The sequence below is a fragment of the Streptomyces hypolithicus genome (genome assembly GCF_052934925.1).
This window is the reverse complement of record NZ_CM128811.1, coordinates 968,706-991,626: the sequence shown is the minus strand read 5'-3', so window position 1 is coordinate 991,626 and position 22,921 is coordinate 968,706. Positions and strand designations below refer to the sequence as shown.

Below are 22,921 nucleotides of genomic sequence, written 5' to 3'. Positions count from 1 at the left end.
CCGTGAACCCTTCGCAGGAATCCGACCTCGACCGTCGGCTCGCCCGGGACCCCATCGCCATCGTCGGCCTCTCCGCGCTCTACCCCAAGTCCAGCAACCTGCGGGACTTCTGGGCGAACGTCGTCTCGGCCGCCGACTGCATCGACGATGTTCCCGCCGGGCACTGGGACGTCGACGAGCACTACGACCCCGACCCCTCGGTGCCGGACAAGACGTACTCCAAGCGCGGCGGCTTCATACCCGACGTGCCGTTCAACCCGCTGGAGTTCGGGCTCCCGCCGAACACGCTCGAGGTCACTGACGTCCTCCAGCTGCTGAGCCTGGTGGTCGCGCGCGACCTGCTGAAGGACGCCGGCGCCGACCAGCCCTGGTACGACGCCTCCCGCACCGGCGTGGTGCTCGGTATCACCGGAGCCAACCAGCTCACCCAGCCGCTGACCGCGCGACTGCAGAGCCCGGTGCTCAAGGAGGTCGTCCGCAGCTGCGGCCTGTCCGAGAAGGACGCCGAGGAGATCGTCGCCAAGTTCCGTCTCGCGTACGCCCCGTGGGAGGAGAACTCCTTCCCCGGCATGCTCGGCAACGTGGTCGCCGGACGGGTCGCCAACCGGCTCGACCTCGGCGGCATCAACATGACGATCGACGCCGCCTGCGCCAGCTCGCTCGGTGCGGTCAGGACCGCCGTCAGCGAGCTGCTCGAAGGCCGCTCCGACACGATGCTGGTGGGCGGCTGCGACGCCGAGAACACCATCTTCATGTACCTGTGCTTCAGCAAGACGCCCGCGCTGTCCAAGTCCGGGCGCATCCGCCCGTTCGACAAGGACGCCGACGGCACCCTGATCGGCGAGGGCATCGGCATGCTCGCCCTGCGCCGCCTCTCCGACGCCGAGCGCGACGGCAACCAGGTGTACGCCGTCCTGCGCGGCATGGGCACCTCCAGCGACGGCCGCTTCAAGTCCATCTACGCGCCGCGCAAGGAGGGCCAGATGGTCGCCCTGCGGCGCGCGTACGACGACGCCGACTGCTCGCCGTCGAGCATCGAGCTCTTCGAGGCCCACGGCACCGGCACCGCCGTCGGTGACGCCACCGAGCTGAGCGCCCTGTCGGCGGTCGTCTCCGACGGCAACGACGGCCGGCAGTACGCGGCGGTGGGCAGCGTCAAGTCCCAGATCGGGCACACCAAGGCCGCCGCCGGCGCGGCCGGCCTGATCAAGCTCGCGCTCTCACTGCACCACAAGGTCCTGCCCCCCAGCATCAACGTCGACGAGCCGAACCCCGCCATCGACTTCGCCTCCGGCCCGTTCTACGTCAACACCGAGGCACGCCCCTGGATCCGCGACCCGGAGCGCCCCAAGCGCCGCGCCGCGATCTCGTCGTTCGGCTTCGGCGGCACCAACTTCCACATGGTGCTGGAGGAGCACGGCGACGGCGACGACCTGCGGGTCTCCTACCCCGTCGCGGCCGTGCACCTGTGGCACGCGCCCGACACCGCGGCCCTCACCGAGCTGCTCGCGGCCGGCGCCCCCGCCACCGGTGGCCCGGCCCCCGAGGGCCACGCCCGCGTGGCGCTGGTGGCCCGCGGCGAGGACGAGCTGAAGACGCTGCGAGAGCTGGCGCTCGGCGAACTCCGGGCCCGGCCACAGGCCGATGCCTGGTCGCACCCCAAGGGCGTCCACTACCGCAGCGGCGCCGCGAAGGCCGGCAAGGTCGGCGCGCTCTTCGCCGGCCAGGGCAGCCAGTACGTCAACCTCGGCCAGAGCGCCGTGATGGCGCTGCCGCCGCTGCGCGCCGCCTTCGACCGGGCCAACGTCCACTTCGAGGGCGCGGCGCCGCTGTCTCGCGTCGCGTTCCCGCCGACGCTGTTCGGTCCCGACGTGCGCACGGCTCAGGAGAGCGCGCTGCGGGCCACGGCGTACGCCCAGCCCGCCATCGGCGCCCTGTCCGCCGGTCAGTTCCGCTACCTGACCGAACTCGGCTTCACCGCCGAGGGGTTCCTCGGTCACAGCTTCGGTGAGCTGACCGCGCTGTGGGCCTCCGGAGCCCTCGACGACGACGCCTTCTTCGCACTCGCCAGGGCCCGCGGCAAGGCGATGGCCCCGCCCTCGGAAGCCGGCTTCGACGCCGGGGCGATGGCCGCGGTCTCCGCCCCCGAGGAGCGGGTCGCCGAACTGCTCGCCGAGCGCACCGGCGTCGTGGTCTGCAACCGCAACGCCGCCGACCAGATCGTGGTCGGCGGCGCCACCGACGAGGTGGAGCGCCTGGTCGCGGCGGCCAACGAAGCGGGCCTGCGGGCCAGCCGCCTTCCGGTGTCGGCCGCGTTCCACACCCCGTTCGTCGGCCACGCAGTCGACGCCTTCCGGGGCGACGTCGAGCGGGTCGAGGTCGGCCTGCCGGACGGAACCGTGTTCGCCAACACCCGCGGTGCGGTCTACGGCGACGACGTCGCCGCCAACCGGAAGGTCCTGGCCGAACAGCTGATCAACCCGGTGGACTTCGCCGCCCGCGTGGAGGAGATGTACGCGGCCGGATTCCGCTGCTTCGTCGAGTTCGGCCCGAAGAGCGTCCTGACCCAGCTGGTGCGCCGGATCCTCGGCGACCGTGAGCACACCGTGGTCAGCCTCGACGCAGGCCCCGGACGCGACGCGGACATGGCGCTCAAGCAGGCCGTCGCACAGCTCGCCGTACTGGGTCTGCCGCTGGCCACCGCCGACCGCTACGTCGCCGAGCCCGTCAGGAGCGAGCCCGCCAAGGGCATGTCGATCCTGCTCAACGGCATCAACTACGTCTCGCCCGAGCGCCGGGCCGCCTACCGCGACGCGATCGACAACGGTTACCGCATCGCCGTCCCCGCCACCCCCGCGGCTGTCGCCGCAACGACCCCGTCACCGGTGGCTGTGCCATCCCCGGCCCCGGTGACGGCCCAGCCGTCCGCCCCCAACGGCCGTCCTGCCCCGGCGCCTGTCGCCGCGCCCGCCGCGCGGCCGGCGGCCGCTTCGGCCGTACCGGCAGCAGCGGCACTGGCCGTTCCGGCTCCGGCCGCGACCGCCACCGCGGTGCTGCCCGCGCCCATGGCCGGCCCGGCCGTGCCCGCCCCCGCCCCTGCTCCCACCGTCACGGAGGCACCCCACGTGGACAGTGATCGCCTGGCCGGTCTGGTTGCCGACCACCTCGCACTGCACGACGACTACCTGAGCGGCCAGTTGCAGAGCGCCGAGCGCCTCACCGGCCTGCTGGAGCGCGCCGCCGACCAGGACCGGCTCGGCCAGGTGCTGGCCGGGGTGAACGCGGTCAAGGAGCACGGCCTGGACATCGGCCGCAGTCACCTGCGGGCCAACGAGATCCTGCGCGACCTGGCCGGCCTGGAGCTGGGCGTCGCCCCCGCGCCGGCCGCGCGCACCACGGCGGAGAGCATCGCACCGGCAGCCCTCGCACCAGCAGCCCTCGCACCGGCTCCGCAGGCGGTGGCGCCCTCGCAGGTCCCCGCCGCTCCGGCCGCCGCCCCGGCCCTCGTACCGCAGGCTCTGACCGCCGCACCGGTGGCCGGCGCCCCCGCCCTCGCCGCCCCGCCCACTCCGGCCGCACCGCCGGCCACCCCCGCCCCCGCCCCCGCCCCCGCCGGCCTGGACGCGGCGACGGTGGAGGCCGCGTTGTTGGACGTGGTCGGCCTGAAGACCGGCTATCCGGCGGACATGCTGGAGCTGGACATGGACATCGAGGCCGATCTGGGCATCGATTCGATCAAGCGTGTCGAGATCATGGGTGTGTTGCAGGAGCGGTTCGAGGGTGGTGTGTCCGCGGGGCCCGAGCAGTTGGCGGAGCTTCGTACGCTGCGTCACATCGTGGAGTTCATGAGCGCGAGCGCGGTGGCGCAGGCCGTGCCTATGGCCGCGCCTGCGGCCGGTCCGGACGCGGCTCGTGTGGAGTCGGTGTTGCTGGAGGTCGTGGGTCTGAAGACCGGCTACCCGGCGGACATGCTGGAGCTGGACATGGACATCGAGGCCGATCTGGGCATCGATTCGATCAAGCGTGTCGAGATCATGGGTGTGTTGCAGGAGCGGTTCGGCGAGAGCGTCGCCGCCGGCCCCGAGCAGCTGGCGGAGCTTCGCACGCTGCGCCACATCGTCGACTTCATGAGCGGGGGCGCCACCACGGCAGCCGGCGCCCAGGCCCCCGTGGTCCCCGCCCCTGCGACCGGTGAGCCCGCGCCCGCCGCCGCCAAGCCCGGTAGCGGCATCGGCCGGGCCCAGGCCGCACTCGTCGATCTGCCCACCCCCGACCTGCTGGTCGGCGCGTACGCGGAGGGCTCCGGCGCGCTCGTGGTCGACGACGGCGCCGAGCTCGCCCCGGCGGTCGTGTCCCGCCTCGTCGAGTCGGGCCGCCACGTTCATGTCCTGCGGCTGCCCGGTGTCGCCCAGCGCGTCAGCGGCGTCAAGGACCACGCCCTGACCGGCTGGGGCGTGACCGAACTGGCCGAACAGATGGAGGAGATCCTCGCCGATCGCGTCAGCCTCGTGCTCGACCTGTCGGCAGCACGCGGCCAAGACTGGTCCGAGGGCGTACGCCGGCTCGCCCACACGCTGCTCGCCGCCAAGCACGCGGTCGAGCCGCTGACCACCGCCGCCGCCTCCGGCCGCGCCGCCTTCGTCACCGTCACCCGCCTCGACGGCGTGTTCGGCCTCGGGGGAGTCGCGGAGGAGCTGACCCCGGCCGGGGGAGCCGCAGGGCTCGTCAAGACCCTCGCCGTGGAAGCCCCGGCGCTGTTCTGCCGGGCCGTCGACATCGCCCCCGCGCTCAGCGCTGAGGCCGCAGCGGCGCTGCTGCTCGACGAGGTCGACGACGCCGTCACCGACACCGTCCAGGTGGGCCTCGACGGCTCCTGCCGCGTCGGCCTCACCCTGGCCGAACAGTCGCTGACCGCATCCGACACCGAGACCGCCCCTCAGCTCACCTCCGACGACCTGATCGTCGTCACCGGCGGCGGACGCGGCATCACCGCCGCGTGCGTCACCGAGCTGGCCCGGCGCCACCAGCCGGGCCTGCTGCTCCTCGGCCGTACCCCGCTGGGCGACGAGCCCGCCTGGGCGCAGGGCGTCGAAGCGGCGGCCCTCAAGGCCGCTGCCGCGGCCGAGTTGAAGTCGGCGGGCGAGAAGCCGACCCCGAAGCGGGTCGAGCAGCTCTACCAGGGCGTCGTCGGCGCCCGCGAGATCCGCAAGACCCTCGACGACGTACGCGCCGCAGGCAGCCACGTCGAGTACCTGGCCGTGGACATCACCGACCCGGCCGCCACCGCCGCCGCGCTCGCCCCGCACAAGGACCGCGTCACCGGTCTGGTGCACGGCGCCGGAGTCCTGGCCGACCAGCTCATCGCCAACAAGAAGGCCTCCGAGGTCGACCGCGTCTTCGCTCCCAAACTGACCGGACTGCGCACCGTCACCGCCGCCCTGAACGCCGCGACCCTGCGCCACGTCGTCCTCTTCTCCTCGGTCGCCGGATTCTTCGGCAACCGGGGCCAGTCGGACTACGCCATGGCGAACGAGGTCCTCAACGCCTGGGCTTCCTCATGGAAGCAGCGCCACCCGGCCGCCCGCGTCACCTCCCTCAACTGGGGCGCCTGGGACAGCGGCATGGTGTCCCCGGAGGTCAAGGCCGTCTTCCAGGAGCGCGGCATCACCCTGATCCCGGTGGACACCGGAGCCCGGATGTTCACCGAGCAGTTCTCCCCCGAGCGCGCGAGTGACGTGGTCACCGTCCTCGGCCCGACGACGCCGCTGTCGGAGCCCGAGCGGGCCGTCACCACGGCCACCGTCACCGTCGAGCGTCCGCTGTCCGCTCTGGAGGGCGATCCGCTCCTCGCCGACCACGTCATCGGCGACTCCCCGGTACTCCCGGCGGTCGTCGCACTCGGCTGGGCGATCGGCGCGGTGGAACGGGCTCACGGCGCCGAAGTGCGCCAGGTCCGGGACTTCTCCGTCCACAAGGGCATCGTCTTCGACGGCGCCCAGCCCGAACGCATCAGCCTGGCGATGACCCCCGAGGGCGACACCGTCCGTACCGCGATCCGCGCCGTCGACGCCCAGGGCGTCGTACGACCGCACTACGCGGCCGTCGTCGCCCCGCAGGCCGCGCTCACGGAGGCGGCCGCCGTCGGCGGCCTGCCGGCTCTCGGCACCGGCCGCGACGCCGCCGAGTTCTACAGCGACGGCACGCTGTTCCACGGCCCGTCCCTGCGCGGTGTGCGCCGGGTGCTGGCCGAGGACGAGTCCGGGTCCCGGCTCGTCCTGGAGTGCGAGCTGAGCGAACACCGCCCGGCCGGTGGCGCGTTCGCCGGCTCCCGGTTCGCACCGGGCACGGCGGACCTGCTGCTCCAGGCAGGCCTCGTGTGGGTACGGCTGTTCCGCGGCACCGCCGGACTGCCCCTGTCGGTCGGCCGGGCCGACCTGCACCACCCGCTGCCCGACGGAGAGCCGTTCGTGATCGTGGTCGAGCCCGCCCCCACCGGCGGCAACGGCTCCGGCGCCTCGCTCACCATCACGGCGTGCACACCCGACGGACGGGTGCTCACCCGCTTCGACGGCGTATCCGTGGTCTCGGCCCCTCAGCTGGCGGCCAAGTTCATCAGCGGCTGATTCCGCTTCGTACCCGACGTAAGCGATCGGGTCGGCCCGGACGGCGCACCTCGCGCCTGTCCGGGCCGGCCCCGCCCCTTCAGAAGGGACCCGAAAGCTCTCATGAGCAAGTACGCCATTGTTGGCCTCTCCTGCCTGTTCCCGGGAGCGGAGAAGCCGGCCGAGTTCTGGCAGAACCTCCGTGCCGGTACGGACAGCCGCGGGGAAGGAGGCGAGCAGGTCTTCGGCCCCGCTCTCGACCCCAGGGACACCGACCCGCAGCACGGCATCTACTGCACGCGGGGCGGCTTCATCACCGGCTTCGACTTCGACCCGTCCGGCTACCTCCTCGACCCCGGACACCTCTCCGGGCTCGACCGGATCTTCCACTGGTCCCTGCACGTCGCCAGGGAGGCCCTGCGCGACAGCGGGCACCTGGACCGTCCCGAGATCCTGGGACGCACCGGCCTGATCCTCGGCAACTACTCCTTCCCCACCCCGACGTCCGCCGAAGTCAGCGTTCCGCTGGTGCAGGAGGCCGTCCTTGAGGGGCTGCGCAGGGCCGGCCACCCGGCGCTCGGCGCACTCGCCGCACAGGACCGGCGGATCGACCACGCGGGCCTGAACCCCGAGGACCTGCGGGTCAGCGGCTCACCCGCGTCGCTCGCCGCCACCGCGCTCGGCCTCGGCGGCCCCCGCTACGCCCTCGACGCCGCCTGTTCCTCCGCGCTGTACGCACTCAAGCTGGCCTGCGACCACCTCGCCGCCGGCCAGGCCGACCTGGTGCTGGCGGGCGGCGTCTGCGCGCCCGACCCGACACTGATCCACCTCTCGTTCTCCGATCTGCAGGCCTACCCCCACGACGGCTTCAGCCAGCCCTTCGACGACCGGTCCGGAGGAATCCTCACCGGACAGGGCGCGGGCATGGTCGCCGTCAAGCGGCTGGCCGACGCGGTACGCGACGGCGACCGCATCCACGCCGTCGTCGACGGCATCGGGCTGACCAACGACGGCAGCGGACGCCATCTGCTGGTCCCGCAGGGCGGCGGTCAGCTCCAGTCGTACGAGCTGGCCTACGAGCAGGCCGGGGTCGACCCGGCCACCGTCGACTACGTGGAGTGCCACGCCACCGGCACTCCCATCGGGGACTCCACCGAGGCCGAGTCCGTCGCCGAGTTCTTCGGCGGCGCGGGCGCGGTGCCGCTGATCGGATCGGTGAAGGGCAATATCGGCCACCTGCTCACCGTCGCCGGCCTGAGCAGCCTGCTCAAGGTCATCCTCGCCATGGGTAACGGCCACATCCCGCCGACCATCGGGGTCGAACAGCCCGTCGTGTCCAAGGACGGACGGGTCGGTGACGCGACCCTCGTCCGCGTCGGCCGCCCATGGCCGCGCGGCGAAGGACCGCGCCGGGCGGCGGTCTCCGCGTTCGGCTTCGGCGGCACCAACGCCCATGTGGTGCTGTCCGAACCGGCCGCCGGCCTCACCGACGCACAAGCCGACGTGCAAGCCGACGCACAAGCCGCGGCCCAACCCGATGCCGCCACCGGCCCCGCCGCGGCGGTGCCCACCCTCGACATCGTCGGACTCGGCGCGCACTTCGGCTCGCTCGGTTCCCTCGACGCCTTCGAGCGCGCCGTCCACGACGGCAGCGACGTCCTGGTCCCGCTGCCCGAACGGCGCTGGCGAGGCCTCGACCAGACCCGTGGCGGCTCGCTCCAGGACGCCACCGGCGTCTCGCCCGACGCCCTGCCCAGCGGCGCGTTCGTGGACGGCCTCGGCATCGACCCGGTCGACCTCAAGATCCCGCCGGCGGACCTGCGGACGTACAACCTCCAGCACGCCCTGGTGGCCAAGGTGGCCGACGAGGCGCTGCGGGACGCGGGCTTCAGCCGCGCCGTGCCGAAGGGGCAGAGCGCCCCCGCCCCCCGGCGGATCGCGGTCGTCGTGGGCATGGAGATCGAGCCCATGACCCACCTGCGGCTCACCCGCCGCACCCTCGGCGCCTTCGTACGCGAGGAGTTCGCGCGCGCCGGGGTCGAGGTGGCCGAGGAACAGCTGGCCGCGCTGAGCGCCGTCGGCCGGGACGCGGTGGTCGACCCCATCGTCGCCAACGAGGTCCTCAGCTTCATCGGCAACGTCATGGCCAGCCGCATCTCGTCCCTGTGGAACCTGACGGGGCCCTCCTTCACCGTCTCATCCGACGGCTCGGGCACCGCGGAAGCGCTGGAGGTCGCCCGGCTGCTGCTGCTCGACCCCAGCATCGAGGCGGTCCTCGTAGGAGCGGTCGACCTCGCCGGCTCCGCCGAGAACCTGATGCTGCGCCCCGACGTCGTCGCCGACGCCGGACTGACCTTCGGCGAAGGGAGCCGGGGACGCCGGATCGGTGAGGGAGCGGGCGCGCTCGTCGTCACCAGGACCGGCCGGCCCGCCCGGACCGGCGAGCCCGCCAGGACGGTGTACGCACGCCTGGACGCGGTCGCCATCCGCCACGCCGCCCCGGTGGACGGCGCGGTGCCCGAGGCGGACTCGGCGACCCTCGCGGCAGCGGCCGGGGAAGCCCTGGCCGCCGCCGGGGTCACGGCCGGCGACATCGGCTACATCGAGGCCCACGCGGGCGGCACCGCACTTCAGGACCGCGCGGAGATCGCCGCCCTGGCCCGCGTCTACCCGGCCACCGGCGACGGCGTCGCCCTCGGCAGCGCGAAGGCCCAGATCGGTGACGCCGGCTGCGCGGCCACCATGGCCGGGATCATCCGCTCCGTGCTCTGCCTGCACCACGGCTACCTGCCCGGCACCAGCGGCTGGACCCGGCCGGCCGGTGAACTGGCCGACGGCTTCACCGCCTCCGCGCTGTACGTCCCGGACGCCTCCCGGCCCTGGATGCGCCGGACCAAGGGGGCCCGCAGGTACGCCGCCGTCAGTTTCATCGGAGCGTCCGGCGCGCACGGCCACCTCGTGCTCTCCGCCGACGCCACCCGGGGCCAGGTCACCCCGACCGACTGGCAGCGGGCCCGCGGGCCCGTCGTACTGCCCCTGTCCGCGGACTCCTTCGACGCGCTGCACGCCACGATCGAGCAACACCTGGAGCTGCTGGCCGTCGCCGACCCGTACGCCCTCGCCCGCGAGGCGGCGCGGGTGCTGCCGGGGAGGAAGCTGCGCGCGGTGTTCGTGGGGCGGGATCGCGCCGAGCTTCGCGCACAACTGGGTCTCGCCGTACGCGACTTGGCGGCCGTACACGCCAAGGGCGGTGAGTGGGCGACCCCGGCAGGCAGCTACTTCACCGCCCGCCCCATCGGGCCCGACGGCAAGGTCGCGCTGGTCTACCCGGGCGCCTTCAACTCCTACCCCGGGCTCGGCCAGGACTTCTTCCGTGCCTTCCCGAGCCTGCTCGACCGGTTCGAGATCCAGGCGGACGAACCCGAAAGGCAGCTGCGCGCCACCTCGCTCTACCCCCGCAGCCAGAGCGCCCTCGGGCGGCGCGAGCTGATGGCGCTGGAGGCCGGCCTCGGCGACGACGTACCGTTCATGCTCGCCACCGGCACCAACTTCGCGATCCTGCACACCGACCTGGTACGCGAACTGCTCGGCGTCAAGGCCCACGGCGCGTTCGGCTACAGCCTCGGCGAGTCGAGCATGCTGTTCGCCACCGGCGGCTGGCAGCTCGGCGGCCGTCGCGACGACCTGATCAGCAACACACCGATCTTCAAGGACCGGCTGTGCGGCGCGCGGCGTACCGTGCGCGAGCTGTGGGACCTGCCGGCCGACGCCCCGGACGCCTCGCTGTGGGCCAGCCACGTGCTGCTCACCGACGCCGACTCGGTGCGACAGGCGCTCCCCAGGTACGACCGCGTCCACCTCACCCACATCAACACACCGGCCGAACTGGTCATCGCCGGTGACCCGGTCCAGTGCCGCGCCCTCGTCAAGGAGCTCGGCTGCCCCGCGGCCCGCTCGCCCGTCAACGTCGTCATGCACTGCCCGGCGGTGGACGCGGAGCTGGACGGTCTGGCCGGGCTGAACGACTACCCCACGGGCTCCTTCGGTGATCTCCAGCTGTTCAGCGCCTACGACTACGAGGCCCTGCCCGCCCTGGACCGCAAGGAGATCGCCCGGCGCATCGCCTGGACCCTGCGCTCCACGATCGACTTCGCACGCCTGGTCCGCGACGCACACGACCGGGGCTTCCGCTACTTCCTGGAAGTCGGTCCCGGCGCGACGTGCTCGCGCTGGATCCACGACACGCTCGGCGACGCGGCGCACGTCGCCGTGTCGGTGGACCGGCGCGGTGTGCCGGCGGCCAAGTCGGTCGCGCAACTGGTGGCCCGCCTGGTCGGCAACGGTCTCGAAGTGGACCTGACACCGCTGCTGGGCTCGCCGGAGTCCGCGGCGCAGACCTCGCGCGCCAGTCGTTTCCGGGTGGGCGGCGGCGAACCGGTCCCGGCCCGCGTGGCCCGGGACATCGCGGCGACGGTGTCCGGCGGCGCGGCCGTGTCGTCCGGCGTCACCTCCGCCGCGGGCGCGTCCCTCGCGTCATCGGCCGCCGCGCTCGCCGCGCCCGCGGCCGTGCTCACCGCACCGGCCGGTGGCCCCGGGCCGGTGCCCGCCGTCGTCACCGTGTCCGCCTCGCCCCCCGGCGCCGCCGCTTCGGCGGGTGCGCCGGGTACGACTCCCGCCGCCGGCGTGAGCTCCCCGGCTCCCGCCGGGCCACCCGCTTCCGGCGGCGCGCAGGCCGGCGCCGCCACCCCCGGGGCTCCCGCCACCCCCGTGGCTTCCACCGGGCCCGCGGGCTCGCGCCCCGCCCCGCCGTCCGCCCCCGTTCCGTCCGCCCCCGTTCCGTCCGTACCGCCGGAGGATCCCGTCATGCCTGCCGATCCGACTCTCGCTGACGTGGAGGTCATAGCCTTCGACGGCACCCCGATCTCCTTCCTTCCGTGGGCGCCCGCGCCCGGGCAGGCCGAGGCCGCACCGCCGCCGGTCACCGCCGAAACCGGGCCGACACCGACACCCGCCGCCCCCGGCGTCGTGGTGGCGCCGCGCGGCGCCACCACGGCCACCAGCGCGAGCACCGACTCACCGGCTGCCGCCGCCGATCTAGTCCGTGAGATCCGTCAGCAGATGGTCGCCACGCACTCGGTGGTGATGGAGACCCAGCGCATCCTCCAGGGAGCCACCCTCTCCCGGATGGAGGCGCTGCTCGACGGAACCCGCGCCCCGTCCGCCGCCGCCCCGTCCCCCGCCCCGGCCGAAGCCGTACAGCAGCCGGCCCTGCCCGCACCCGCGTCTGCCGCCGCCCTGCCCCCGGTCCCGGCCGCCGTGACCGAAGAGCCCCAGGCAGTGGAGCGCGAGGTCAAGGAGGGGGTGATCTGGGACGAGGCGGACCTCCTGGAGTTCGCCGTCGGCTCCGTCGCCAAGGTCTTCGGCCCCGAGTTCGGTGTCATCGACGGGTACGCCCAACGGGTACGACTGCCCGCACCGCCCTACCACTTCGTCTCCCGCGTCACCGAACTCAGCGGCACGACGGGCGAGTTCAAGCCCGCCACCATCACCACCGAGTACGACGTACCCGAGGACGCCTGGTACGCCGTGGACGGCGGCGTCCCGCCGGCCGTCACGGTCGAGGCGGGCCAGTGCGACCTGCTGCTCGTCAGCTACCTCGGCATCGACTTCCGCAACAAGGGCGAGCGCGTCTACCGGCTGCTCGACAGCACGCTCATCTTCCGCGGCAACCTGCCCCGGACCGGCCAGACCCTGCGCTACGACATCTCCATCGACCGCTTCGTCCACCAGGGCGACACCACGCTCTTCTTCTTCAGCTACAAGTGCTACGCCGACGGCGAGCTGATCCTCGAACTCCACGACGCCTGCGCCGGTTTCTTCAGCAAGCAGGAGCTCGACACCCCGCTCGGCGTCGTCATGACCGAGAGGGAGAAGGCGGCCCGCGCGGCGCTTCCCAGGGGTTACTTCAAGCCCCTCGCGTACACCGAGAAGAACCACCTGACCGCCGAGGACCTGGAGGTGCTGGCGCAGGGCCGCCCCGGTGACGTCTTCGGCCCCGACCACGCACAGGACCCCGGCGTCAACCCCGCGATCCGGCTGCCCGACGCCAAGCTGCGGATGGTCGACGAGGTCACCATCGACCGCAAGGGCGGCCCGCGCGGTCTCGGCACGCTCAGCGCGACCAAGCGCCTCACCCCCGACGCCTGGTACTTCATCTGCCACTTCCCCGACGACCACGTGCTGGCCGGCTCGCTGGTCGCCGAGGGGGCGGTGCAGCTGCTCCAGATCTATCTGATGCACCAGGGCATGCACCTCACCCTGCCGGACGCGCGTTTCCAGTGCGTGACCGACGTACCCATCGAGGTCCAGGTCCGCGGCCAGATCACCCAGGCCCACGAGGAGATCCGCTACGAGGTCGAGGTCATGGAGCTCACGCTCCTGCCGCGCGCCACGGTCATCGCCGACGTGCTGATCTACCTGGGCGACAAGCCGGTCATCCGGATGAAGGGTCTCGGCCTGCAGGTCCGGGAGAAGGACGGCTCGCCCTACCGTCCCGAGGCCGGCGGGGTGCCCGAGTTCCTCGGCCGCCGCAACAAGAACGGCGAAGCCGCCATGATCAACGAGATGCACCTGGCACACGCCGCCAAGGGGAACCTCGACATCGCCATGGGCCCGGAGTTCGAGGTCTACCGCAACAGCCGCGCGCCCTACATCCCCAACGGCGACTTCCAGTTCGTCGACCGCGTCATGTCCCTCAAGGGCACCCGCGGCGACCTGCGCAGCCCCGGCTCGGAGATGGTCACCGAGTACGACTCCCCGGCCGACGCCTGGTACTACGAGCAGAACTCCTACCCGCACATGCCGAACGCGGTCTACATGGAGACCTCGCTGCAGGCCGCGATCTTCCTCGGCTACTACCTCGGCGCCACGCTGGAGCGCCCCGAGGAGCAGTACGCCATCCGCAACCTCGACGGCCGGGCGACCCTCGTCAAGGACATCGACCTGCGGGGCAAGACCATCCGGCACCACTCCAAGCTCCTCATGACGAGCGCGGTCACCGGCGCGGTCCTGCAGAACTTCAGCTACGAACTCTCCGCCGACGGCGAGGTGTTCTACGTCGGCGAGTCCCTCTTCGGCTACTTCAGCGACGCGGCCCTCGCCAACCAGGTCGGCCTCGACAACGGCACGTACGTCGCCCCCTGGCTGGAGACCGCGAAGCCCGCCGCCGAACGGGTCCGCCGTATCGAACTCCCCGAGGGAGCGCCGGCGTTCAGCGACCCGTCCGGCGGGCATCTGCACCTGCCCGGCGGCCAGTTCGCGCTCGTGGACCGGGTCGACCTCGTCGAGGACGGCGGGCGGCACGGACGCGGATACCTCCACGGCCACCGCGAGATCCGGCCCGACGAGTGGTACTTCGACTGCCACTTCCACCGCGACCCGGTCATGCCCGGATCGCTCGGCGTCGAGGCGATCCTCCAGGCCATGCGCCTGTTCGTGCTGGAGCAGAACCTCGCCGACGGCATGGACTCGCCCCGCTTCGCGATGGCCACCGACGTGGAGACGGCCTGGAAGTACCGCGGCCAGATCCTGCGCCACGACCGGGAGCTGCGGTTCGACGTCCACATCAAGGAGGTCAGGCGCGAGGCGGACCGTCTGCTGGTCATCGCCGACGCGGATCTCTCCAAGCCGGGCCTGCGCATCTACGAACTCACCGACGTGGCCATCGAGGTCCGTCCCGTCGGGGCCTGACGGCCCGCACCAGCGCTCAGCCCAAGGAGCTTCGTTTCCCCATGGATATTCGCGACACGCCTCTCCGGTGGTCCGGACAGCGGTACCCCAGTACGGACCCGGCCGGGATATACGACGCGCTGGCCGACCTCGACCAGCCCTGCTTCATCGTCGTCACCCCGGCGGGAGTCGGTGCCGTCTCGGGCGGCACCGCCACCGCCGGCGGCCCCGACGCCCCCGGCCTGCCCCTGCTCGCCGCCGCCCAGCCGCTGCTCCCGCAGCGGCTGGGATCGGCCGCCTTCCTCGCCGCGCACGGCGTGCGCCAGCCCTACATGGCGGGCGCCATGGCCGGCGGCATCGCGTCCGCCGACATGGTCGTCGCGCTCGCCCGGGAGGGCTTCCTCGCCTCCTACGGCGCGGCCGGGCTGCTCCCGGAGACGATCGAGCAGGCGCTCGGCCGGTTCGCCGCCGAGATCCCCGGGCTGCCGTACGCCGTCAATCTCATCCACAGCCCCAGTGAGGACCGTCTGGAGCGGGAGGCCGTCGAGCTGTTCCTGCGGCACGGAGTGCGGTGCGTGGAGGCGTCCGCATACATGGACCTCACCCCGCACGTCGTCCGGTACCGGCTGGCCGGGCTGTACCGCGAGGCGGACGGCAGGGTCGTCGCGGCGAACCGGCTGATCGCCAAGATCTCCCGGTCCGAGACGGCCGAGCGGTTCATGCGTCCCGCGCCCGCCACCCTGGTCAGCGCGCTGCTGGAGCAGGGGCTGATCACGCACGACCAGGCCGCTCTCGCCCACCATGTGCCGCTCGCCGACGACATCACCGTCGAGGCGGACTCGGGCGGTCACACCGACCGCAGGCCGCTGCCCGCGCTGCTGCCGACGATCCTGCGGCTGCGGGACACCGTCCAGCGCGAGCACCGCTACACCGTGCCGATCCGGGTCGGAGCCGGCGGTGGACTCGGTACGCCCGTCGCGGTGGCCGCGACCTTCGCGATGGGCGCCGCCTACGTCGTCACCGGCTCGGTCAACCAGTCCTGCCTGGAGTCCGGTGCCTCCACGCCGTCCAAGGCGATGCTCGCGGAGGCGGGCATCGCCGACTGCGAGATGGCCCCGGCAGCCGACATGTTCGAGATGGGGGTGGAGCTCCAGGTCCTGAAGAAGGGCACCCTCTTCCCGATGCGGGCCAAGAAGCTCTACCACCTCTACCAGGCGTACGACGGACTTGAGTCGATCCCGGCGCCCGACCGGGCCAAGCTCGAGCAGCAGGTGTTCCGGCGCCCGCTGGAAGACGTCTGGCAGGAGTGCGTCGGCTACTTCGAACGCCGCGACCCGGAGCAGCTCGCCCGGGCGTCCGGCAACCCCAAGCGCCGGATGGCCCTCGTCTTCCGCTGGTACCTGGGCATGTCATCGCGCTGGGCGGTCACGGGCGACAAGGACCGGGCGATGGACTACCAGATCTGGTGCGGCCCGGCGATGGGCAGCTTCAACGACTGGGTGACCGGCAGCTACCTGAAGACACCCGGCAACCGGCGGGTCGCCGACGTCGCCCACCACCTCATGCGGGGAGCCGCGTTCCACACCCGGCTCGCCCAGTTGCGCAGCGCCGGTGTGCACATCCCCTCCACCGCCGGCGACTACCGCCCGGTCCCGCTGGAGACTCCCGCCCACGGCTCACCGGCGGGCATGCGATGAGCGTACTGACTCCGGAGCAGCTGGAGGAGCTGCTCGGCGACCCCGGCGACGACACCAACCCGCACGGCTTCGCGGCCGCCGTCGGGCGCGACGAGCGGGACGAGTTCCCGACCGCGCTGTGCGAGGCCCTCGTCGAAGCCGGGTTCCACCTGAACTACCTGCCCAAGGAGTGGGGCGGCACGTTCGAGTCCTTCGACCGCAGCCTCACCCTGGTCCGCTCCGCGGCCCGCCGGGACGTCAACATCATGCCCGGCACGATGTTCAGCATCATCGCCGCGACCTGTCTGCAGCTCCACGGCACACCGGAGCAGCAGCGGCACGCCGCCGAGATCCTGGCCCGCGGCGGCGCGGTGGCCTTCGCGCTCACCGAGGCCGGGCACGGCAGCGACCTGCTGGCCGGCGAGGTACGCCTGTCCGACGGCGCCCTGGACGGCGAGAAGTGGATGGTCGGCCTCGGCATGCGCTGCGAGGCGGTCTACGTCGTCGCCCGCACCGGCGGCCGCGGCCCGGCGGCCTTCTCCGCGGTGCTCCTGGACCTCGCGGACGTACCGGGGGAGCAGCTGGAACGCGTGCCCGCCGTACGCACCGGCGGCATGCGCGGCATCGACCTGGCCCGGATGCGTTTCACCGGGCTGCGGGTGCCCGAGAGCGCGCTCGTGGGCCGGCGGGGGGAGGGGCTGGAAGCAGCGGTCAAGGCCCAGCAGGCCGTACGGCTGATGAGCATGGCCGGCAGCCTCGGCATCGCCGACACCGCCGTACGCCTCGCGCTGGACTTCGCCTCGGTCCGCAGGGTCGGCCGTACGGTCCTCACCGAGGCCCCGCACTCCGGCCGCGAGCTGTCGGTGGCCGCGGCGGCCCTGCTGGCGGCGGACGTGGTGTCCCTGACGGCGGCGCGCGGAGTCCATGTGCTGCCCGAGGTGTTCAGCGTCTGGGCGCCGGCGGCCAAGCACGTGGTGGCGGAGGCCTGCGACGAGCTGATCCGCCGCTGCGCCACCGTGCTCGCGACCCGCTCGGTGCTGCGCGAGGGCGAGCGGGGCGCGGGGCTGTTCCAAAAGCTCCAGCGGGACTCGGCCGTGGTCCGGGTGATCGACTCCAGCACGCTGGCCAACCTGCGGTCGTACGCCGGCCAGCTGCCCACCCTCACCGGCAGCGCCGCCGCTGTGGACCAGGATGCCCTGACCAGCGTGTACGACCTCGGCGCACCGCTGCCGGCGTACGAACCGGCCCGGCTCGACATGTTCGCCCGTGGCGTCGACCCGGTACTCGCCGGGCTGCCGGACGTGGCCGCCGAGACGGCGGCCGCGCTGGAGGACGAGCGGACAGCCGGGCTGCTCGGGCAGCTGGCCCGGGCGGTCGCCGGACTCGGCGAGCTGACAGAGGCCGCGCAGCAGCCCGGCGCCGACCCCAACGCCCTGGTCGACACCGCCGAGCGGTACGCGTGGCTGCACGCCGCCGCCTCCTGCGTCCACCTGTGGCACGCCAACCGGGACCGCTCCCTCTACGGCACGGAGCCCGGCTCCACCGGCTGGCTGGGCGCCACGCTCGGCTACCTCATCGCCCGCGCCGACGGCGTCGACCCGCGCCGGCACGGCGCCCTGCTGACGCCCGCGCTGACCGCCCTCACGGCCCTGCGGGAGACCGACCGGCTGTTCACCGCCCTCCCCGTGCGCCTGGCGCCCACCCCATTGGAGTCACCGTGACCAAGAACGAAGTCAACTCCCTCGCAGAGGAGTTGGAGCAGTACCTCGGGGACCCGCACGACCCGAACAGCCGCATCCCGTTCGCCGGCGTGCTGGAGCACGACGTACGCGGCGAGTACCCCGTGCAGTACGTGAGCCTGCTGCGCCGCTGGGGCCTGCACCTGCACTGTCTGCCCGGCGAGTGGGGCGGCAAGGCCGGCAACGTGGAGACCGGCATCTCCCTGATGCGTCTCGTCGCCCGCCGCGACCCCTCCACCGCCGTGGGCCTGGCCCTCAACAGCCTCGGCTTCATGCCCGCCTGGACCCTCGGCACCGACGAGCAGCGCACCGCCCTGATCGCCGACATGAAGCGCGGCAGCTCGGTGGCATGGGGCCTGTCCGAGCGCGAGCACGGCAGCGACCTGGTGGCCAACGAGGTGTCGGCCGAGAAGGTCGAGGGCGGCTACCGCCTGACCGGCTCCAAGTGGCCCATCGGCAACGCCTCGATCGCCGACAAGATGGTCGTCTTCGCCCGCACCGGCAAGCGCCTCGGCCCGGCGGCGTACTCCCTGTTCCTCCTCGACAAGTGGCAGGCCGAGCCCGGCGCGGTCGACGACCTGCCCTTCGAGGACCTGTACGGGGTGCGCGCGCTGGATCTGAGCGGCGTGCGGATGAACGGCGCCTTCGTCCCCGACGACGCGCTCATCGGACGCGAGGGCCAGGGCCTGGAGATCGCGCTCAAGACCAGCCAGACCGCCCGCGTCGTGCTGCTGCACCTGGCACTGTCGGCCGTGGACACGAGCCTGCGCCTGGCGATGGACTTCGCCGAGCGGCGCGTCCTGCTCGGCAGCACCATCAGCGATGTCCCCTACACCCGGAGGCAGTTGACGGAGGCCTTCGCCGACCTGATGGTCGCGGACGCGGTCGTCCTCGGCGCCGCGCGCTGCCTCCAGAAGGCCCCCGACCAGATCAGCGTCTGGTCCTCGGTCGCCAAGTTCCTGGTGCCTACGCTGTTGGAGAAGACCATCTCCCAGCTGACCGTGGTGCTGGGCGCGCGGACCTTCATCCGCGACCACCCGCACTACGGCATGCACCAGAAGATGCTGCGGGACATCCTCATCACCAACCTCGCCGACGGCAACACCGTGGTGAACCTGCGCAACCTGGGACAGCAGCTGAACGGACTGCTGACCACGGCCCGCGACGCTTCCGCGGAGACCCGCGCCACCGCCGCGGTCCGCGCCGAGACCCTCTTCGGCATGGACCGCGAACTGCCGGTCTACGAGCCCTGGAAACAGGAGCTGTTCTGCCGCGGCATGGACGACGCCGTACTCGCCGCACCGGACGGGCTGCGCAGGCTGCGAGCCCTGGCGGAGGCGGCCGATGGCACCGAGCGGGACCGGCTGGAACGGGCGGCGGACGTCGCCGAGGACATGCTGGGCCGGGCGGACTCCCTCACCGAGCGGGCCACCGCCCTCAAGGCCGAACTCGGCCCGGCGTACCCGCAGTCGCCGGAGCTGTTCGACCTGTCCAAGGAGTACTGCCTGCTGCACGCCACCGCGGCCTGCGTCCTGACGTACGTGCACTCGCACGACGTACTGGAGCGCCCGCTGCCGAGCGGAGCCCTGCTGCTGCTCCAGCTGGAGCGGCTGCGCCGGCACCTGTACCCGCACGAGGCGGTGACGGACCAGGCGGTGGTCGACGAGGTGATGGAGGTACTGCGCCATCTGCACCGGGAGGGCCGCCTGTTCTCGCACTGGCAGTTCCGGCTCGCCAAGAGCTCCGGCGACCTCGCCGGGGCCGGCCTCTGACCTGCTGAGCCTGTCGAGAGGAGTGCCGCCGATGCCTGGAGATCCCACGTTCCTGTGGCTGCTGCCCGAGCGGGCCGTGGACGTCTTCGCGACCGCCCTCGGCGGTACCCGGCTGCTCACGGAGGCGGAGCGGGCCGGGCTCGGCCGGCGGCTCACGGAAGGTTCCCGGCGCAGGTATCTGGGGGCGCGGCTGCTGTGCCGTTACGCCCTCAGTGCCCGCACCGGCCGGCCGCTGGACCAGTGGCGTTTCCGTCTCGGGGAACACGGGCGCCCCGAACCCGAACCGCGTGCGGAGGGTGTGCGGTTCAACCTCTCCCATGCGGAAGGCCTCATCGCCTGCGTCGTCACCCAGGGCCGCGGCTGCGGGGTCGATGTCGGCCCGACACCGGCCAAGGCCGCTCTGCTGACCCACCTGGGCAGCCGGCTCGCTCCGGCCGAACGCGACCGGCTCGCAGCCTCGGCACCCGGCGTGCGGGCGGCCGTCGCCGGCGAGCTGTGGGTGCTGAAGGAGGCGTATCTCAAGGGCCTGGGCACCGGGCTGGCCCGCGGCCTCGGGGGGTTCTCGTTCGGCCCCGGTGCGGCCGGCCGTATCGCCGTCGACGACCCGCAGCAGCCTGCGGGAGCCGCCGACCGGTGGTGGTTCGACCTTCTCTACCCCGGCCCCCGGCACGTGGTGGCCGTCGCCACCGAGGACGGGCAACCGGGGGCGCTGCGCCGCACCGACCTCTCCGACCTCTCCGAATTCCCCGACCTCTCGCTCCGTGACCTCTCCTCCGCATGAATGTCTCCCGGCATGAATCGCCTGAATCCGACGTACGCATCAAATCCGATCCTGAAGGACATCCCCATGTCGCAGCCCACCCGTCCGAGTGTCGCCGTCGTCGGAGCCGGTGTCGCCGGCCTTTCCGCCGCCTACCACCTGCGTGACCGCGCTCGTATCACCCTCTTCGAGCGGGAGGACCGCCTCGGCGGTCACGCCAACACCGTCGAGGTGGTGGAGAACGGCAGGACCCTCGGCATCGACACCGCGTTCGTCGTCTTCAACCGGCCCGCCTACACGAACCTCTGCGAGTTCTTCGAGGAGCTGGGTGTCGACGCGGTCGAGCACCGCGGTGCCTTCAACTTCTTCGACCTCGACTCCGGTCTGGAGTACGGCACGAAGGAACTCGACATGAGCGAGGAGGACGTGTCCGCGCGCTACTCCGAGGAGTTCCTGACCATCTGGCGCGAGGCGCGGCGCTTCCACGTCGAGGGCCGCAAGGACTTCGTGCGCAAGAAGGCCGACATCCCGCTCGGTGAGTACCTCGACCGGGGCGGCTACAGCCAGGCCTTCCGCCACTCGTACGTGATCCTGCTCTGCTCGGCGGTGTGGTCGATCCCCGCCGAGCTGATCTGGGAGATGCCGGCCAGCACCGCGATCGCCTTCTTCATGGGGCACGACGAGGGGGGCCTCGGCGGGCGCGAGGTGGACTGGCGGACGGTGGGCGGCGGCTCGATCTCCTACGTACGCAAGGCGATCGCCGCGATCGGTCCCGAGATCCGCACCGCGGAGCCGGTCACCGCGATCCACCAGGAGGACGACGGCGTCACCGTCACCACCGCCCGGGGCAGTGAGCGGTTCGACTACGTCGTCATCGGCGCCCACGCCGACGAGGCGCTCGCCCTGCTCGACAACCCGACCGAGCGGCAGAGCGAGGTGCTTTCCAAGGTCGCGTACAACGGCTCGACCGTCGTCCTGCACACCGACCCGTCGGTGGTGCCGGCCGACCGCGACCGCTGGGAGGCCTGGAACTACGGCAAGGTCGAGGTCGGCGGACAGCCGAAGACATACGTCGCGTACTACATGAACAAGCTCCACGGATTCTCCGCGGAGAAGGACTACTTCGTCACCCTCGACTACCCGGGAGAGATCGACCCGGAGACGGTCATCGCCGAATTCCCGTACACCCACCCGATCATCAATGTGGCCGTACGTGAGATGCAGAAGGACATCTACGACGTCAACGAGGGAACCCGCGTCAAGCTGTGCGGCTCCTATTTCCACGCCAAGCGCCACGGGGTGGACCAGATCGGTTCGCACGAGGCCGGATACTCCTCGGGCATGGAGACCGCCGCCCAGCTGATCGGTGAACTCTGACCCCGGTCGAAAAGGGCCCTTGAGAATCCTGGGCGGATTCTCAAGGGCCCTTTCTCGCACGCGTTTTCACACAGGCGCGTTCTCGCGCGCTGCGGACCGCGTCACACGCCGCCGCGGTGCAGAGCCTGACCGCTGAGGAGTTGCGTCAGATAGCCCGAGGCGGAGCGAGCGGCCGGCTCCTTCTGTTCGTACTGCTTGACCTTGAACCGGATGTGCTTGAACTCCCCACCGCGGGCCGGCGGCGGCTGTGTTTCCACTCGCGCCCAACTGCCGTGGATGTCCGTCTCGCCCCCGTGCAGCGCGGGGGACTGCAGGCTGATCTGCTCCAGCCGGGCGGAGAGCAGCGGGGTGTGGCCGTGCTCCGCGGTGAGCCGGTGCCGGGCCCGGATGTAGACGCCGATCGCCTCACCGCCGCGGCCCGCGCGGCACAGCGCCAGCATCAGCTGGTCATGGAAGCGCTCGCGCAGGGGATGGGCGGCGACGACCTCCTCGAGTTCGGGGATGATCCGCCGGTGACGGCCGGTACGCAGCGCGGAATCGAAAAAGATCTCCAGCGCCTGCAGCCGCTCCTCCTCCAGCCGGGCGACCAGCGCGGCGCTGAGGGGACCATGGGGACCGCCCTCCAGCGCGGTGCCGCGCCACAGCCCGAGCGCACCGCGCAGCATCGCGTACGCGCCCTGCGGATCCGCCGCGGCCGTCCGCTGGGCCTTGGCGACGGCCAGGCAGAACTGGCCACTGTCGGTCTCCGCGGGCCGGGCCCGCAGTAGATATCCGCTGCTGTGGGAGACCAGGCGCGAGGTGTCCCGTCCGGGTTCCGCCTCCGCCAGCGCCCTGCGCAGCAAAGAGACATGGGCGTTGAGCGTATTGCGGGCCTTCTTCGGCGGCAGGGCGCCCCACAGTTCCCGGACCAGTCGTTCCCTCGGAACGGGGGAATTGGCGCGGGCGAGCAGTGCGCCGAGCAGCATGCGCTGCTTGCAGCCGGCCAGCGGCAGGCGCCGCTTCTGCGTCTCGTCGTACAATTCCGGCGATCCCAGAATCCTGAATTGCATCCTCTTTCCTCCCCGTGCGCCGTCCACGGCGTATTCACCGTGCTGTATTCAGCACACGAGGAAACCACTCAGACGTCGGGGCAGTCCTGAGTTGCGGCTACTCAATTCCGGACTTCCGCTCCCGCTTTCCGCACTGCTGCCGGGGCGCCAGGTCTGTACCTAGGTGAGTACTGATCACTCACGTACGCATCCGCGTTCCCGTGGTCGAATGGGCGCCG

8 protein-coding genes are annotated in these 22,921 nt (G+C 72.3%); 7 read left to right on the top strand and 1 reads right to left on the bottom strand.

The features are described from left to right. Positions 1–2 precede the first annotated feature (2 nt). The 7 genes from ACU6WZ_RS04670 to ACU6WZ_RS04640 all read left to right on the top strand — a co-directional run bounded on the left by ACU6WZ_RS04670 (position 3) and on the right by ACU6WZ_RS04640 (position 21,654). Positions 3–6,623 carry an SDR family NAD(P)-dependent oxidoreductase gene (locus ACU6WZ_RS04670; protein WP_447031838.1) on the top strand — a complete coding sequence of 2,207 codons (6,621 nt, stop codon included), beginning with the start codon at positions 3–5 and terminating at the stop codon, positions 6,621–6,623. Between the two features lie 102 nt (positions 6,624–6,725). Next, complete coding sequence (locus tag ACU6WZ_RS04665; protein ID WP_447031837.1) at positions 6,726–14,351, top strand: beta-ketoacyl synthase N-terminal-like domain-containing protein; 7,626 nt, start codon at positions 6,726–6,728, stop codon at positions 14,349–14,351. 41 nt (positions 14,352–14,392) lie between these two features. Then, positions 14,393–16,027, top strand: a complete 1,635-nt coding sequence (locus ACU6WZ_RS04660; protein ID WP_447031836.1) for a PfaD family polyunsaturated fatty acid/polyketide biosynthesis protein — start codon at positions 14,393–14,395, stop codon at positions 16,025–16,027. Beyond that, positions 16,024–17,727, top strand: coding sequence for an acyl-CoA dehydrogenase family protein (locus ACU6WZ_RS04655; protein WP_447031835.1), 1,704 nt, complete (start codon positions 16,024–16,026; stop codon positions 17,725–17,727). The genes ACU6WZ_RS04660 and ACU6WZ_RS04655 overlap by 4 nt, the downstream gene beginning before the upstream one ends. Then, positions 17,724–19,517, top strand: coding sequence for an acyl-CoA dehydrogenase family protein (locus ACU6WZ_RS04650; protein ID WP_447031834.1), 1,794 nt, complete (start codon positions 17,724–17,726; stop codon positions 19,515–19,517). The genes ACU6WZ_RS04655 and ACU6WZ_RS04650 overlap by 4 nt, the downstream gene beginning before the upstream one ends. A 31-nt stretch (positions 19,518–19,548) precedes the next feature. Continuing rightward, entirely contained in the window at positions 19,549–20,298 is a 750-nt protein-coding gene (locus ACU6WZ_RS04645; RefSeq protein WP_447031833.1) for a 4'-phosphopantetheinyl transferase family protein, read from the top strand. A gap of 66 nt (positions 20,299–20,364) precedes the next feature. Further along, a complete protein-coding gene (locus tag ACU6WZ_RS04640) occupies positions 20,365–21,654 on the top strand; it encodes an NAD(P)/FAD-dependent oxidoreductase (protein WP_447031832.1) in 1,290 nt (429 codons plus the stop codon). A 101-nt stretch (positions 21,655–21,755) separates the two neighbouring features. Here ACU6WZ_RS04640 and ACU6WZ_RS04635 read toward each other — a convergent pair whose 3' ends face one another. Continuing rightward, a complete protein-coding gene (locus tag ACU6WZ_RS04635; protein ID WP_447031831.1) occupies positions 21,756–22,703 on the bottom strand; it encodes an AfsR/SARP family transcriptional regulator in 948 nt (315 codons plus the stop codon). Positions 22,704–22,921: the final 218 nt, after the last annotated feature.